Source organism: Paenibacillus urinalis, from assembly GCF_028747985.1.
Lineage (GTDB): Bacteria > Bacillota > Bacilli > Paenibacillales > Paenibacillaceae > Paenibacillus > Paenibacillus urinalis.
The window spans coordinates 4,775,896-4,791,150 of record NZ_CP118108.1; the positions used below are offsets into that span (position 1 = coordinate 4,775,896).

Sequence of the window (15,255 nt, forward strand, 5' to 3'; positions counted from 1 at the left end):
GCCTGATGAAAATTCCGGTATTGTTACAGCTGACTAAATGTTACTCTACACCGACTTCTGCGCCTTCTAAGTTAAGGCTCAGTTTATCGCCTGCAGCGTCATCATCGTCATCCGATTCTTTTAGATCGATCTCTTCTTCGTCTTTGGTAAGCATTTTAACGTCCATACCCAAGCTTTGCAGCTCTTTGATCAGTACCTTGAAGGACTCAGGGATACCTGGTTCTGGAACGTTCTCGCCTTTGACAATAGATTCATAAGTCTTAACACGTCCAACAACGTCATCGGACTTAACTGTAAGAATCTCTTGCAAGGTGTATGCTGCACCATAGGCTTCGAGTGCCCAAACCTCCATCTCACCGAAACGCTGACCACCAAACTGAGCTTTACCACCCAGCGGCTGTTGCGTAACGAGAGAGTAAGGTCCTGTCGAACGAGCGTGGATCTTATCGTCAACCATGTGCGCAAGTTTGATCATGTGCATGACACCGACGGTAACTTCACGCTCGAAGCGCTCACCCGTACGTCCGTCATACAGCACAGTCTTACCATTACGCTGCATGCCTGCTTCTTCCATCGTGTCAAACACATCATGCTCCGTAGCACCGTCAAATACCGGTGTAGCTACATGAATACCAAGCTGCATAGCAGCCATACCCAAGTGAACCTCAAGCACCTGTCCGATGTTCATACGGGATGGTACCCCTAGTGGGTTAAGCACGACTTGAACCGGTGTACCATCCGGAAGGAATGGCATATCTTCTTCTGGAAGAATACGGGCCACGACCCCTTTGTTACCATGACGTCCGGCCATTTTATCACCCTCGGAAATTTTCCGTTTTTGAGCGATATAGACACGTACGAGCTGGTTAACACCAGGAGGCAGTTCATCACCGTTCTCACGAGTGAACACTTTAACATCTACGACGATACCATCTGTACCGTGTGGAACGCGAAGCGATGTATCGCGAACTTCACGAGCCTTCTCACCGAAAATAGCATGGAGGAGACGTTCTTCTGCTGTAAGCTCGGTTACCCCTTTAGGTGTAACTTTACCAACGAGAATGTCACCGGCTGCAATTTCAGCACCAATACGGATAATGCCACGCTCGTCAAGGTTACGAAGCGCTTCTTCACCCACGTTAGGAATATCGCGAGTAATTTCTTCAGGTCCGAGCTTCGTATCACGTGCTTCAGACTCATATTCCTCAATGTGAATGGAGGTGTATACGTCCTCTTTAACGAGTTTTTCGCTTAGGAGAATCGCATCCTCGTAGTTGTAACCTTCCCAAGTCATGAAGGCAACGACTACGTTGCGGCCCAGTGCCAATTCACCCATTTCGGTAGATGGTCCATCTGCCAAAATGTCGCCTTTTTTAATGTGATCGCCAATTTTTACAATTGGACGTTGGTTAATGCATGTTCCTTGGTTCGAACGCATAAATTTGTGTAATTTATGTTTAACGATATCGCCCTTAACTTCCTTGCCGTCAACGAGTTCAATTCTGCGAACCCAAATCTCATTGGCAGAAGATCTCTCAATAATACCGTCATGTTTGGACACAATACATACACCGGAGTCTTTTGCAGCTTTGTGTTCCATACCCGTACCTACAAGCGGAGCTTTAGGAATAAGGAGTGGAACTGCCTGCCGCTGCATGTTAGATCCCATGAGTGCACGGTTGGAGTCATCGTTCTCAAGGAACGGAATGAGCGCCGTTGCAACGGATACAACCTGCTTAGGAGATACGTCCATATAGTCAACACGGTCATTCGGCATCGTTGTGATGTTGTCAGACTGTTTGTTGTAACGAACAACGACCATATCTTCAGCGAAAGTACCATCTTCGTTCAATTTTGCATTTGCCTGAGCGATAACGTAGTTATCCTCTTCGTCTGCAGTTACATAACGAACCTGATCTGTAACTTGACCTGTCTTTGGATCTACCCAGCGATATGGAGCTTCGATGAAGCCATATTCGTTGACGCGTGCAAACGTAGACAAGGAGTTGATCAAACCGATGTTCGGTCCCTCTGGAGTCTCGATCGGACACATACGGCCATAGTGGGATGGATGTACGTCACGGACTTCAAAGCCTGCGCGCTCACGAGTCAAACCACCAGGTCCTAGAGCAGACAGACGACGTTTATGCGTAAGTTCGCCCAGCGGATTCGTTTGGTCCATAAACTGAGACAACTGCGAGCTTCCGAAGAACTCTTTAATCGATGCGATAACCGGACGAATGTTGATCAATGCTTGAGGTGTAATGACGTTCGCATCCTGAATGGACATTCTCTCACGAACAACACGCTCCATACGGGATAGACCAATACGGAACTGGTTCTGCAAGAGCTCACCAACAGAACGAAGACGACGGTTACCCAAGTGGTCGATATCGTCTGTATCACCAATGCCATGAAGCAGGTTCAAGAAGTAACTGATGGAAGAAATGATATCTGCCGGCGTAATGTGCTTCACCGATTTATCAATGTTGCTGTTCGCAATCAGTTTTACGACTTTACCATCTTCAATTGGTGAAAATACATCAATGGTTTGGACCGGAATATCATTGGCATCAAGAACTCCGTTCGCCACATGATAAGTACGTTGTCCAACCGCCTCTTCGCTCTCAAGCGCAGGCATAATTTCATCAAGCAATCTGCGGTCAACAATTTGTCCAGCCTCTGCAATGATCTCTCCAGTAGAGATATCGATCAGAGATTCTGCAAGACGTTGATTGAACAAACGATTCTTGATATGAAGCTTTTTGTTAATTTTGTAACGACCTACGTTCGCAAGATCATAACGTTTTGGATCAAAGAAACGTGCTACAAGCAAGCTCTTCGCATTATCCAAAGTCGGTGGTTCACCCGGACGAAGACGTTCGTAAATTTCGATCAGCGCTTTCTCTGTCGAATCCGTGTTGTCTTTATCCAGCGTATTCCGGATATATTCATCATTACCCAGCAAATCCAGAATCTCAGCATCTGTACCAAACCCAAGCGCTCTCAGCAGCACAGTCACTGGAATCTTACGAGTACGATCGATACGAACATAGATAATGTCCTTCGCGTCCATCTCAAGCTCCAGCCATGCCCCACGATTCGGAATCACTGTTGCGGTATAAGATTTCTTTGCGTTCTTATCTAATTTAGTACTGAAATAGACGCTAGGAGAGCGAACCAACTGGCTGACAATAACCCGTTCCGCACCGTTGATAATAAAGGTGCCTGTTTCGGTCATCAGCGGGAAATCACCCATGAACACTTCCTGCTCTTTGACTTCGCCCGTTTCCTTATTAATGAGCCGGACTTTTACCCGAAGCGGTGCGGCATAAGTAACGTCGCGTTCTTTCGCGTCGTCTACCGTATATTTCGGTTCACCGAGACTGTAATCGATAAATTCCAATACGAGATTACCTGTAAAATCCTGAATTGGCGAGATATCCTGGAACATTTCGCGCAATCCTTCCTCCAAAAACCATTCGTAAGATTTTTGTTGGATTTCTATCAGGTTCGGAATTTCGAGTATCTCGTTAATTCGTGCATAACTGCGCCGAGTGCGTCGACCATACTGAACAAGATGTCCTGCCAACTTAAACTCACCCCTCAATGTCTACTCACTTTTAAAAATTTCGTTGCGAACCTCTGTTTGTAACCTTATAATGGAACTCATATAAGATGAATCAACCAGAGAGAGAGCATCCACAAATAAAGAAAAGCCCTTACTCGAATGTTTTTTTCGAAAAAAGAGCAACTTATTAGTGAATTTCTCCTTCATCCCAGAAAAACCCACTCACCTCATAGTCTGCCCAAAATGTACATATTATACGCGGATCAACACATAAATATGCGATCCTAGCGAAAAAAAGATTGACATTTTAACAAACTAAAGCTAAGTAGGGCATCTTAATACTGACATTTATTAAGAATACCACAATGGCGATACCAAGTCAATAGTCCTATTGCGATTTTTTTTAGTTTGTATATACTAATATACCCGCATTATTTCGTTGCCTTGAATATCCGATACCCTTTATCTTTCGTCACTTCTTCAACCACACTAAACATCGATTCCAGCTTAGCTTTCGCAGACGGTGCCCCTTGTTTCTTCTGTATAACAATCCACAGAGATCCCCCATCATGAAGTTGCTCGTAGGCTTCTTCAAAAATAGCGTGCACAACGTCCTTGCCAGCCCGAATTGGAGGATTTGTAAGGATGACATCGAACTTATCTTCTCTCACTGCTTCCAGCCGGTCACTCTGTTTAATGACCGTATTCGCGCTTACCTGGTTTTGAATTGCATTATGCCTTGCCAGTTCTACGGCACGCTCATTGATATCAATCATCGTAACGACCGCATCGGGCAGCAGCTTAGCTGCCATAATCCCAATTGGACCATAGCCACATCCTACATCCAGAACTGACTTGGCTCCCTGAAGATCCATCGCTCCAATAAGAACCCTGCTGCCATAATCCACACCATTTTTCGAAAACACTCCTGCATCACTGGTTAGTTTAAGCTTGCACCCTCTCAGTTCTGTTTCAAGAGTTTGTCTATCGTGAGCGACTTCAGGCTTATTAGAATAATAATGATCAGACATGGGATACCTCCAATTCACCTTCAACTTCAAAAGTTACTGCCATTCATAACAACAAACCCCTTGACTCTATCAAGGGGTTTGTATGTTTTGTTTCCAGTTCACTATTTAGTGAAATAGATTATTTTACTTCGATAGAAGCGCCAACTTCTTCAAGTTTAGCTTTAACTGTTTCTGCTTCTTCTTTGCTTACTTTTTCTTTCAGTGGTTTTGGAGCGTTGTCAACGAGTTCTTTAGCTTCTTTCAAGCCAAGACCAGTGATTTCGCGAACCGCTTTGATTACGTTGATTTTGGAAGCACCAGCAGATGCCAAGATTACGTCGAACTCAGTTTGCTCAGCAGCTTCAGCACCGCCAGCAGCGCCGCCCATAACAGCTACAGGAGCTGCAGCAGTTACGCCGAATTCTTCTTCGATTGCTTTAACAAGATCGTTCAGTTCCAAAACAGTCATACCTTTAATTGCTTCCAAGATTTGCTCTTTACTCATGGTAGAACCTCCATTATTTAAATTAGTATTTTATATAGCCTGGTATTTCAAGTAATTAAGCGCCTTGCTCTTCTTTTTGATCGCCAACAGCTTTAACCGCAAGGGCGAAGTTGCGTACAGGTGCTTGAAGCACGCTGAGGAGCATGGAAAGAAGTCCTTCGCGGGATGGAAGTTCTGCCAGTGCTTTAACTTCTTCTGCACTAACAACACGTCCTTCAACTACTGCACCTTTCAATTTCAGTGCATCGTTCTTCTTAGCGAAGTCGTTCAAAATTTTAGCTGGAGCAACAGCATCTTCACCGCTGAATGCAATCGCAGTAGGACCTGTCAGAACTTCATCAAGTTCAGTCAGCTCTGCAGCTGCAGTAGCACGGCGAAGCAATGTGTTCTTCAGGACTTGGAATTCGATACCCGCTTCACGAAGCTGTTTACGCAGCTCAGTTACTTGGGCAACGTTCAGACCACGGTAGTCAGCTACTACTGTAGTTGCGCTCTCGCGCAATTTCGCAGTTACCACGTCAACCGCTTCTTGTTTAGCTTGAATCACTTTTGCGTTTGCCAAATTGTACACCTCCTGATAGATTCCTTGCTCAGCACCTTACGGCACTTAAGCATCTTCGTTAACCGCCAGAAGCGGAAGTTTCCCGTAGATAGGTGAGGCTTGATCCGATGTATCAGCTTCATTTATCCAATAAGAAAAGCCTCCGTAGAATCACGAAGGCTTGATAAAGTCATATTGAGCACAATCACTCAATTGATACGTTCTATCATCACACCTCGGTAGGAAATTAAGCTTGCAAAAGCACCTACTGTCTACGGTAAGCATATTCGAATTTAAGGGTCAGTCACTTAAGACTTAACAACTTTTACAGAATAACAGATTCAGTAGACCAAAGTCAACTGGAATTTATTATCTGAAAGAAGCTGTACTCACACGTGCACCAGGTCCCATAGTAGAGGACAAGCTGATGTTTTTCAGGTAAACACCTTTTGCAGCTGCTGGTTTAGCACGGTTCAGTGCTTCGATCAGAGCTTTAAGGTTATCATTCAACTGCTCAGCAGAGAAAGATGCTTTACCGATTGGCGCGTGAATTTGACCTGCACGATCCAGACGATACTCGATTTTACCGGCTTTAATTTCTTGAACAGCCTTAGCAACATCGAAAGTAACCGTTCCGGCTTTAGGGTTAGGCATCAGGCCTTTACCGCCGAGCAGACGGCCCAATTTACCTACTTCACTCATCATATCAGGTGTAGCTACGCAGACATCGAACTCGAACCAACCTTGTTGGATTTTGTTGATCATATCTTGATCTCCAACAAAGTCTGCTCCAGCTGCTTCCGCCTCTTTCGCTTTATCACCTTTTGCAAATACCAATACGCGTTGTGTTTTACCTGTACCGTGAGGCAAGACAACAACACCACGCACAGCTTGGTCTTGTTTACGTGGGTCTACGCCCAAACGAACTGCAGCTTCAACCGTTTCGTCGAATTTAGCAGTCGCAGCCTTTTTGACAAGCTCAACAGCTTCCAAAGGCTCGTAGCTAGCTTCGCTGTCGATCAGCTTAGCAGCTTCAACATATTTCTTACCATGTTTAGCCATGTTTCTATTCCTCCTTTGTGGTTTTAGCGGATATACCTCCCACATGGCGGGCACTTTAATTAGGCCCGCGTTACGAACACTTCAATTAGTCTTCGATGGTGATACCCATGCTGCGAGCAGTACCTTCTACCATACGCATTGCGGACTCAACGTTCGCAGCGTTCAGGTCAGGCATTTTTTGCTCAGCGATTTGACGAACAGTATCGCGTTTAACAGTTGCGACTTTTTTCTTGTTCGGTTCACCGGATCCTTTTTCAAGTTTAGCAGCTACTTTAAGCAGAACTGCAGCCGGTGGAGTTTTGGTGATGAAAGTAAAGGAACGATCTTCAAACACCGTAATTTCAACTGGAATGATCAAACCTGCTTGATCGGCTGTACGAGCGTTGAATTCTTTACAGAATGCCATGATGTTGACACCCGCTTGACCCAATGCCGGACCTACCGGAGGCGCAGGATTCGCTTTCCCTGCAGGGATCTGCAGTTTTACCATTTTGATTACCTTCTTGGCCATGTAAGACACCTCCTTGCATCAATAGTGGTCGACGAGCTCAATAAGCCCTCCCACAAGAAACCAATGTCAGCTTCGATAAAGCTTCTATAATTTCTCCACTTGAGTATAATCCAGCTCAAGCGGGGTTTCCCGTCCAAACATGTTGACGTGAACTTTCAGTTTACTTTTCTCAGCCAATATTTCTTCCACGGAGCCCACAAAATTCGCAAAAGGACCAACCTTAATTCGTACAGATTCCTTAATGTCGAATTCAATCTTCGGTTTCGGTTCTACCACTCCCATATGCTTCAGAATCTGTTCAACTTCATCTGGCAGCAATGGTGTCGGCTTTGAACCTGACCCTGTCGATCCTACAAACCCAGTTACTCCAGGCGTGTTGCGAACAACATACCAGGAATCATCCGTTTGAATCATTTCGACTAGGACATATCCCGGGTAAATCTTACGCATGACAGTCTTTTTCTTACCGTCCTTATTCACCACTTCTTCTTCCATTGGAACAAGAACACGGAATATCTTGTCCTCCATGCCCATGGACTCTACGCGCTTTTCCAAATTGGCTTTGACTTTGTTCTCATACCCTGAATAGGTATGAACGACATACCATCTTTTTTCCATATCAAGCCACCTGGGACCCTTCTTAAATTATCGCATCGATCACATAGGAAATTCCGATGTCAAGAACCCAAAAATAAAGCGTGATAACTATAACCGTCCCCAGAACAATCAGGGTGTAGTTAGTTAACTCTTTACGATTAGGCCAGCGAACTTTTTTAAGCTCTGCCCAGCTTTCTGAGAAAAAGGAAAACAGAGACTTGAAACTACGTTTCACGCCGACTACACCTCCAAATTAACTATCTGGTTTCGCGATGAGAAGTCTGCTCGTTACAAAACTTGCAAAATTTCTTCATCTCCATGCGGTCAGGGTGATTACGCTTGTTTTTTGTCGTTGTGTAATTTCTTTGTTTGCAATTCGTACAAGCCAAAGTAATAATTACCCGCATGATGTGCACCTCCCGAAGACATCCGAAGCATTATCAGAAGTCTCTAAATTGATCCTAAAAAAAAGCGCGAATTTAGGCCTACCTAAAACACTTTATCACAAGGGTATATTCATGTCAATGCAAGAATAAGCCTTATCCACTGGCTAAAATAACCTGTAGTCGGCGAACTTTCAGGTCTCGATTTGTTCTCAGAAAGCGTCTCTCTCCTATGCGAACGATAAATTGGACGAACATAAATACTAGAAACGCCAATATTAAACAGTATTAAACATTCCGTTGTTTTTAAACGTCCTGTCTTTGCTGCAAGCAAAAAAAGACTCTTATTCGAGTCTTTCTTCAAGTTGCAATATTCTAATTATCTCGTACTTCAAGATATTTCTCAAGTTTGCGTTTTACTCTCTGCAGTGCATTGTCGATGGACTTTACGTGACGATCTAGATCAACCGCTATTTCTTGATAGGATCTGCCATCTAAATAAAGCATCAATACTTTGCGTTCTAGATCACTTAAAATCTCGGACATTTTGTCTTCCAAGCCAACAAACTCTTCCTGATTAATAATAAGCTCTTCAGGGTCGCTCACCTGAGATCCACAAATGACATCCAGCAGCGTACGGTCTGACTCTTCATCATAAATCGGCTTGTCCAAAGAAACATACGAATTCAGTGGAATATGCTTCTGACGAGTTGCAGTCTTGATGGCTGTGATAATCTGTCTGGTTATACATAACTCTGCAAATGCCTTGAATGAAGCCAGCTTGTCCCCTCTGAAATCACGTATCGCCTTGTAAAGCCCGATCATTCCTTCTTGAATGATATCTTCCCTATCGGCACCGATTAAAAAGTAAGATCTTGCTTTGGCGCGTACAAAATTACGATACTTGTTGATCAAGTATTCCAGCGCCTCACTATCGTTGTTATGAACCGCTTGGACAATATCCTCATCGCTTAGGTAATCAAACTCGGACAACATGATATCTTTGAGGTCAACACTCACTAACAATCCCTCCGGCTGCAACGCAAGGAACCCCGTCACCTATCAAAATAATAGCATCAGTATAAATGATCGAACCTTCCATCGTCAACCACACACCGCCTAAAAAAGAAAAGAATGATATAAATGTCAAGAGATACATAATACCAATTATTTACACCCGAAGGGTATTTGTCAATCTCTTCTCCACTGCTCGAACAATTTCCGCATTTCTGGTGTGAGCTTTGAATCTATCGTATTTTTTGTCGATTTTTTTTGAAAATCTTCTTTGATACGTTTACCGACTTCCTTCTCATTCTGCTCCAGCTCGATCAGAAGTTCGCGCGCAGACAAGCGGAGTGCACCTTGACCAAAGATAACATGCTGTTCCACCATATCGCTCGTTGCCACATAGATTTGACGTCTTCGGGAGCTGAGCTCGCCTACTAGACGCTCGATGCACTCGTCTGCCGTTTCTTTTTCTTTTGTAAAATAAACCTGGACTTTGCTCTCCGTAAAGGATTTGCCCAGGCCGGGAACTCGGTATGCATCAAACACGACAATGACTCGTCGACCCGAAAAGCCCTGATACTCAGCAAGCTTAGCCAGAAGCTTGTCCCGAGCTCCATCCAGGTCGGTCTGAGCTAGCGTAAAAAGCTCCTTCCACGCTCCGATCATGTTGTAGCCGTCCACGAGAAGCACATCACGGAGATCCTTCATGATCCGTCAGCTCCTAGGCCTTTCGGGATCGGAGCACTTCGTACATGACTACACCGGCAGCAACAGAGGCATTCAATGAATTGATCTGTCCTGCCATGGGCAGCTTGAGAAGGATGTCGCATTTTTCACGAACCAGGCGGCCCATGCCCTTGCCTTCATTTCCAATCACTACGGCAACAGGCCCTGTAAACACTCCATTCCCAAAGACAGATTCAGTAGCTCTTATATCAGTGCCTACAACCCATACTCCAGCTTCCTTCAGTTCCTCAATCGTTTGCGCCAAATTACTTACTCTTGCTACAGGCACATATTCAGCTGCTCCAGCAGAGGTCTTGGATACCGTAGCTGTCACTTGTGCCGACCGTCTCTTAGGAACGATGACCCCATGCGCACCTGTGCAATCCGCTGTCCGTAAAATGGAGCCGAGGTTGTGTGGATCTTCAATCTCATCCAGCAGCACGAGAAACGGAGGTTCTCCCTTCTCCTGTGCAGAAGCAAGGATATCCGCAACCTCAGCATATTCGTAGGGTGCAGCCTGTGCTACAACTCCTTGATGCTGAATGCCAGGCACCATCTGATCCAGTTTACGCTTATCGACTTGCTGTATGATGACTCCTGCTTTTTTGGCTTCCGCAATAATCGGCATCGTCAAGTGCTTCTGGGCTTGGTCGGCAATCCACACTTTGTTTAACGTTCTTCCGGAACGCAGCGCCTCGATAACCGAGTGCTTGCCGGCAATCCATTCTTCTTCCATAATTCCTTTATCCTCCTGGCTGACGCCTTCAATTCGATTAGTTGTTGTTCTCCTGCTGCATTTGTGTGATGCCCAAATCTATTAGTTCGCGCAGCCGCGCTTCCCTTTTGCTTAAGTACAAATATCCGACAAGACACTCAAATGCTGTCGCATGGCGGTATTGCTGTACGTCTGCATTTTTCGGCACGCTCGATTTGGCATTCCGACCTTGTCTAACAACATCCTGTTCCTGATCATCCAGCATCGACTCGATAAGAGACAATATTCGACTCTGCCCTTTGGCTGATACGAAACTGGTCGCTTTCTGATGAAGATGATGTGGACGCAAATTGGGCTTCGACAGCAAATATTGTCTTACAGCTACCTCATAGACCGCATCTCCGATATACGCCAGCGCAATGGGCGGAATCAGTTCCGGCCTACGTGAAGGAGAGTAAGGAAACAACCAATCCCGCTCTCCTTGTTCGTTAAGATGAATATCCATCTCACTCATTTGCGCCGCCATCTTATGCCTTGAGCCGTATCTTCGATAACAATGCCCATAGCCGTCAATTCATCACGAATTTCGTCTGCACGTGCCCAATTCTTCGTTTTGCGGGCCTCATTACGCTCAGCGATCAATTTTTCTACATCCTCGTGCAGATCATCTTCATCCGATGTGTATATACGGAGCACTCCGTTCATCTCATCAAACGTCGTCAATACCGCCTCAAGCTCAGCACGGTTAGTCACTTCGGCCTGAAGCAGGCTATTAACCTCATTTACCCATTCAAACACGGCTGTAATAGCATCTGGTGTATTAAAATCATCCTGCATTTTCTCATGGAAGCTGGCCAGAATTTCGGAAAGTCTGGATTTCAGCTTCTCGGATACAGGCTGGTCCAGGGTTACCGTTCCAAGACGATGCTTCACATTATTTACCGCAATTGCAATCCGATCCACACTATTTTCGGCCTGCTGCATAATATCCTCACTGAAATTGAGGGGATTGCGATAATGTGTCGAAAGCATGAAATATCGAATGGCTTCACGGCGATAGAGATTGCGCAAATCTTTCACCAAAATACCGTTCCCCAAAGATTTCGACATTTTCTCATTGTCAATCCGAATGAAGCCGTTATGCATCCAATAATTAGCCAGCGGCTTGCCTGTCAATACTTCAGATTGGGCCACTTCACATTCATGATGCGGGAACTGCAGGTCTTGGCCGCCTCCATGAATATCCAAAGTGTCACCGAGCAGCTTGCGCGCCATAGCCGAGCACTCGATATGCCAGCCTGGACGCCCCGGACCCCAAGGACTTTCCCAATAAATTTCACCAGGCTTTGCCGCTTTCCATAGAACAAAATCCTGCGGGTTTTCTTTGCGTTCATCGACTCCGATTCGAATGCCGAACTGGAGCTCATCGAGATTTTGCTTGGAGAGCTTGCCATACTCCGGGAATTTGTGTGTGCGATAATACACATCCCCGCCATTCTCGTAAGCAATTCCTTCCTTGAACAGCTGATCAATAAAATCAATGATCAGATCCATATTCTCGGTAACTCTCGGATTATGAGTTGCTCTCGGAATGCCCAGTCCATCTAGGTCTTCGTAGTATGCTTTAATAAAGCGATCTGCAACCTGTGTCACCGTAAGTCCTGTCTGTTCTGCTTTTTTTATCAATTTATCGTCTACATCCGTGAAGTTAACGACATAATTCACATCATTACCCACCGTCTCTAAATAGCTGCGAACCACGTCGAAAAATATCATCGGCCGTGCATTTCCGATATGGATATAGTCGTATACTGTCGGTCCGCACACGTACATTTTCACTTTTCCCGACTCCTGTGGAGTAAATACATCCTTGCTCCTTGTGAGCGTATTATAAATATGAAGCGCCATGATTCACGTTCCTTTCAATACATTTCAATCATTATATTGTACCACGTTTACGATTTGTTACCACGTATGACCGCCTCTTTGCGGCTTCCTTCGTTAGCTGCTGATTTAAGCTGATCCAGCTCCTCCCGCAGAGTAACCAGCTCTCTCTGCAGCTCCCGCATAGAATCAACAACCGGATCCGGCAGCTGCTGACTCAGTCGATCGACTCTCCGGCCATCCTGCTTAACGACTCGCCCCGGAATACCAACGACCGTACTATTTGGGGGGACTTCTCTTAGTACTACGGAGTTTGCTCCAATGTTGCTGTAATCTCCTACTTTAAATGATCCCAACACTTTAGAGCCCGAGGATATCACCACATTATTACCAATGGTAGGATGTCTCTTTCCTTTCTCTTTACCCGTTCCACCTAAGGTCACACCTTGATAAATCACCACATCATCACCAATTTCGCACGTTTCCCCAATGACGACCCCCATACCATGATCGATGAAGAGCCGATTCCCGATCGTAGCCCCCGGGTGAATCTCGATTCCCGTCATAAACCGGCTGAATTGAGAGATGATTCTGGCCACGGTGTACCATCCCCATCCGTAAAAATGATGCGCCAAGCGATGGGCCCAGATGGCATGCAATCCCGAGTAAGTAAAGATCACTTCAAACCGACTTCTAGCAGCCGGGTCATTATCAAAGACTGCCTGAATATCAGATTTCAATTTCTTAAACATATCTGTTCCCCTCTTCGCATCATTTACCCGTTCGTCTTTCGTAAATTTGATTCTGCCTGTCAGCGTATGTGAATCAAAAAACGCCTCTGCAGCCATATTCGGCTGCAGAGGCGTCTCATTAAATCGCGGTTCCACTCTGCTTAGGATTCGTATCACGCACGTACCCTATCTCGGACGTCCGTTAACGAGGACGAAACGTCGCTACCTACCCGCAGTAGCTTTCCAGCATAGTGGAAAGGTCCAGGTTCGGAGGCGCAGCTCCCAGGCGCATTTTCGATCAGCAGAGCGTGAGATAACTTCCAGCCTTGAAGACTTGTTAAGGTCTTACCCGGTTATCTTCTCTGGTCCACGTTCATGACTGTGTACTTCTCCTGTTCACAGCTGTTTAATATAGTCAGTCTTCCCCATACGGGTACTCTTAATCATATTAGGATAAACAGAGACTGCTTATCTTGATGTACTGCTTTTTATATATCTTAGCGAAAAGAACTTCGGCTGACAAGGATTATCCTTCCTAGTCTCATGGCAAATTTTAATATTGGGCTCTCAAACGGCTTAACACCTTATCGCGGCCTAACAGATAAATTGTTGCATTCAAATCCCGGCCATGGGTTTGGCCCGTCAATGCTACACGAATCGGCATGAACAGCTGCTTGCCTTTAAAGCCTGTCTCCTTCTGCACTTCTTTAATCAAAGCCTGCATGTGCGAGGCAGTAAAATCAGAGGAAGCTTCTACTTTCTCAGCAAAAGCCTTGAGCACCGTCGGCACCTGCTCTTCCTTCAGAACAGCTTCAGCTTCGCCTTCAAACTCCACTTCATCCTTGAAGAACAAGGACGCCAGCTCCACAATATCCGATGCTGCAACCATCTGCTCCTGATAAAGTGCCACCAGTTCCTCTGCCCAAACCCGCTTGTCTGCTTCAAGATCACCAGAGAGCAGACCCGCTTGCTGCAAGTGCGGAATCGCAAGATCCGCGATTCGTTTCGGTTCCGCATTCTTGATATAAGAGTTATTAAGGTGAGCCAGCTTATTCGTATCAAACACCGCAGGAGACTTGGACAGCCGTGACGGATCAAAAATCTTAATCAGCTCGTCCTTGCTGAAAATTTCCTCTTCTCCTTCCGGAGACCAGCCCAGTAGTGAGATATAGTTAAACAGTGCTTCCGGCAAATAACCGAGCTTGTCATATTGCTCAATAAATTGAATAATCGACTCGTCGCGCTTGCTGAGCTTCTTGTGATTCTCATTAACAATGAGGGTCATATGACCGAACACCGGCGGTTCCCAGTCAAAAGCTTCATAAATCATCAGCTGACGAGGTGTATTGGAGATATGGTCCTCACCACGCAGAACATGGGTGATCTTCATCAAATGATCATCAAGAGCAACAGCAAAATTGTAAGTAGGAATGCCGTCCTTCTTGACAATAACGAAATCCCCGGTTTCTTTGGAATTAAAGGATATTGTTCCTTTAACCATGTCATTAAAGGTGTATATTTTCTCTTCCGGTACACGGAAACGTACACTTGGCACGCGGCCTTCGGCTTCATATGCCTTGCGTTCATCTTCCGTAAGATCACGGTGCTTGCCGGAATAACGCGGTGTCTCCCCGCGGGACATCTGCTCCTCGCGCTCCGCTTCAAGCTCTTCCTCTGTACAATAACAGAAATAAGCGAGACCGCGGTCAATCAAATCCTGCCAATACTTCTTGTAGATATCGAGACGTTCCGTTTGACGATAAGGGCCATATTCGCCCCCAACATCAATACTCTCATCCCATTCCATACCAAGCCATTTCAAATATGTCAGCTGGCTTTCTTCTCCGCCTTTAATATTCCGCTTTGTATCTGTATCTTCAATGCGGATAATAAATTTCCCGCCTTGATTTCTCGCATATAAATAATTGAATAATGCCGTTCTTGCATTTCCGATATGCAAATGTCCTGTCGGACTCGGCGCATAACGCACGCGAACCTCCGTGCTCATAAT

General features: G+C 45.4%; 16 protein-coding genes and 1 other annotated feature. All 16 genes read right to left on the reverse strand.

Annotation, left to right across the window (positions count from 1 at the left end; translation table 11 throughout):
- Positions 1-40: 40 nt before the first annotated feature.
- The 16 genes from rpoB to gltX all read right to left on the reverse strand — a co-directional run bounded on the left by rpoB (position 41) and on the right by gltX (position 15,252).
- Entirely contained in the window at positions 41-3,592 is a 3,552-nt protein-coding gene (rpoB, locus tag PUW25_RS22265) for a DNA-directed RNA polymerase subunit beta (protein WP_205055203.1), read from the reverse strand.
- Between the two features lie 410 nt (positions 3,593-4,002).
- A complete protein-coding gene (locus tag PUW25_RS22270; RefSeq protein ID WP_274337519.1) occupies positions 4,003-4,602 on the reverse strand; it encodes a class I SAM-dependent methyltransferase in 600 nt (199 codons plus the stop codon).
- Positions 4,603-4,720: 118 nt separating this feature from the next.
- Positions 4,721-5,086: a 50S ribosomal protein L7/L12 gene (gene rplL / locus PUW25_RS22275; RefSeq protein WP_274337520.1), complete on the reverse strand. Its 366-nt coding sequence runs from the start codon at positions 5,084-5,086 to the stop codon at positions 4,721-4,723.
- A gap of 55 nt (positions 5,087-5,141) precedes the next feature.
- Entirely contained in the window at positions 5,142-5,648 is a 507-nt protein-coding gene (gene rplJ / locus PUW25_RS22280) for a 50S ribosomal protein L10 (protein WP_274337521.1), read from the reverse strand.
- Between the two features lie 123 nt (positions 5,649-5,771).
- Positions 5,772-5,923, reverse strand: a sequence feature (ribosomal protein L10 leader region).
- Between the two features lie 73 nt (positions 5,924-5,996).
- Positions 5,997-6,689 (reverse strand): 50S ribosomal protein L1, encoded by a 693-nt coding sequence (rplA, locus tag PUW25_RS22285; RefSeq protein WP_274337522.1) that lies wholly within the window; start codon positions 6,687-6,689, stop codon positions 5,997-5,999.
- 85 nt (positions 6,690-6,774) lie between these two features.
- Positions 6,775-7,200, reverse strand: coding sequence for a 50S ribosomal protein L11 (gene rplK, locus PUW25_RS22290; RefSeq protein WP_047914102.1), 426 nt, complete (start codon positions 7,198-7,200; stop codon positions 6,775-6,777).
- Positions 7,201-7,284: 84 nt separating this feature from the next.
- Entirely contained in the window at positions 7,285-7,818 is a 534-nt protein-coding gene (gene nusG / locus PUW25_RS22295; RefSeq protein WP_047914103.1) for a transcription termination/antitermination protein NusG, read from the reverse strand.
- A 22-nt stretch (positions 7,819-7,840) separates the two neighbouring features.
- On the reverse strand, positions 7,841-8,032 hold the full coding sequence (secE, locus tag PUW25_RS22300) for a preprotein translocase subunit SecE (RefSeq protein WP_047914104.1): 192 nt from the start codon (positions 8,030-8,032) through the stop codon (positions 7,841-7,843).
- Between the two features lie 22 nt (positions 8,033-8,054).
- Positions 8,055-8,204, reverse strand: a complete 150-nt coding sequence (gene rpmG / locus PUW25_RS22305) for a 50S ribosomal protein L33 (RefSeq protein WP_072735843.1) — start codon at positions 8,202-8,204, stop codon at positions 8,055-8,057.
- Positions 8,205-8,555: 351 nt separating this feature from the next.
- A complete protein-coding gene (gene sigH, locus PUW25_RS22310; protein ID WP_047914105.1) occupies positions 8,556-9,200 on the reverse strand; it encodes an RNA polymerase sporulation sigma factor SigH in 645 nt (214 codons plus the stop codon).
- 171 nt (positions 9,201-9,371) lie between these two features.
- Complete coding sequence (locus tag PUW25_RS22315; RefSeq protein WP_274337523.1) at positions 9,372-9,896, reverse strand: NYN domain-containing protein; 525 nt, start codon at positions 9,894-9,896, stop codon at positions 9,372-9,374.
- A 13-nt stretch (positions 9,897-9,909) separates the two neighbouring features.
- Positions 9,910-10,650 carry a 23S rRNA (guanosine(2251)-2'-O)-methyltransferase RlmB gene (gene rlmB, locus PUW25_RS22320; protein WP_274337524.1) on the reverse strand — a complete coding sequence of 247 codons (741 nt, stop codon included), beginning with the start codon at positions 10,648-10,650 and terminating at the stop codon, positions 9,910-9,912.
- Between the two features lie 37 nt (positions 10,651-10,687).
- Positions 10,688-11,143, reverse strand: a complete 456-nt coding sequence (locus tag PUW25_RS22325) for a Mini-ribonuclease 3 (RefSeq protein ID WP_274337525.1) — start codon at positions 11,141-11,143, stop codon at positions 10,688-10,690.
- The gene (gene cysS, locus PUW25_RS22330) at positions 11,140-12,537 is read right to left on the reverse strand and encodes a cysteine--tRNA ligase (RefSeq protein WP_047914109.1); all 1,398 of its coding nucleotides are present in this window, start codon (positions 12,535-12,537) and stop codon (positions 11,140-11,142) included. The genes PUW25_RS22325 and cysS overlap by 4 nt, the downstream gene beginning before the upstream one ends.
- Positions 12,538-12,584: 47 nt before the next feature.
- Positions 12,585-13,265 (reverse strand): serine O-acetyltransferase, encoded by a 681-nt coding sequence (gene cysE, locus PUW25_RS22335; protein WP_047914124.1) that lies wholly within the window; start codon positions 13,263-13,265, stop codon positions 12,585-12,587.
- 532 nt (positions 13,266-13,797) lie between these two features.
- Positions 13,798-15,252, reverse strand: coding sequence for a glutamate--tRNA ligase (gene gltX, locus PUW25_RS22340; protein ID WP_047914110.1), 1,455 nt, complete (start codon positions 15,250-15,252; stop codon positions 13,798-13,800).
- Positions 15,253-15,255: the final 3 nt, after the last annotated feature.

What these genes read in the sequence shown, in the direction of transcription:
- PUW25_RS22315 (WP_274337523.1), bottom strand. Translation starts at nt 9,896, where the DNA reads ATGAAGGATCTCCGTGATGTGCTTCTCGTGGACGGCTACAACATGATC.
- cysS (WP_047914109.1), bottom strand. Translation starts at nt 12,537, where the DNA reads ATGGCGCTTCATATTTATAATACGCTCACAAGGAGCAAGGATGTATTT.
- PUW25_RS22270 (WP_274337519.1), bottom strand. Translation starts at nt 4,602, where the DNA reads ATGTCTGATCATTATTATTCTAATAAGCCTGAAGTCGCTCACGATAGA.
- rplK (WP_047914102.1), bottom strand. Translation starts at nt 7,200, where the DNA reads ATGGCCAAGAAGGTAATCAAAATGGTAAAACTGCAGATCCCTGCAGGG.
- cysE (WP_047914124.1), bottom strand. Translation starts at nt 13,265, where the DNA reads ATGTTTAAGAAATTGAAATCTGATATTCAGGCAGTCTTTGATAATGAC.
- rpmG (WP_072735843.1), bottom strand. Translation starts at nt 8,204, where the DNA reads ATGCGGGTAATTATTACTTTGGCTTGTACGAATTGCAAACAAAGAAAT.
- rlmB (WP_274337524.1), bottom strand. Translation starts at nt 10,650, where the DNA reads ATGGAAGAAGAATGGATTGCCGGCAAGCACTCGGTTATCGAGGCGCTG.
- rplL (WP_274337520.1), bottom strand. Translation starts at nt 5,086, where the DNA reads ATGAGTAAAGAGCAAATCTTGGAAGCAATTAAAGGTATGACTGTTTTG.
- gltX (WP_047914110.1), bottom strand. Translation starts at nt 15,252, where the DNA reads ATGAGCACGGAGGTTCGCGTGCGTTATGCGCCGAGTCCGACAGGACAT.
- PUW25_RS22325 (WP_274337525.1), bottom strand. Translation starts at nt 11,143, where the DNA reads ATGAGTGAGATGGATATTCATCTTAACGAACAAGGAGAGCGGGATTGG.
- nusG (WP_047914103.1), bottom strand. Translation starts at nt 7,818, where the DNA reads ATGGAAAAAAGATGGTATGTCGTTCATACCTATTCAGGGTATGAGAAC.
- rplA (WP_274337522.1), bottom strand. Translation starts at nt 6,689, where the DNA reads ATGGCTAAACATGGTAAGAAATATGTTGAAGCTGCTAAGCTGATCGAC.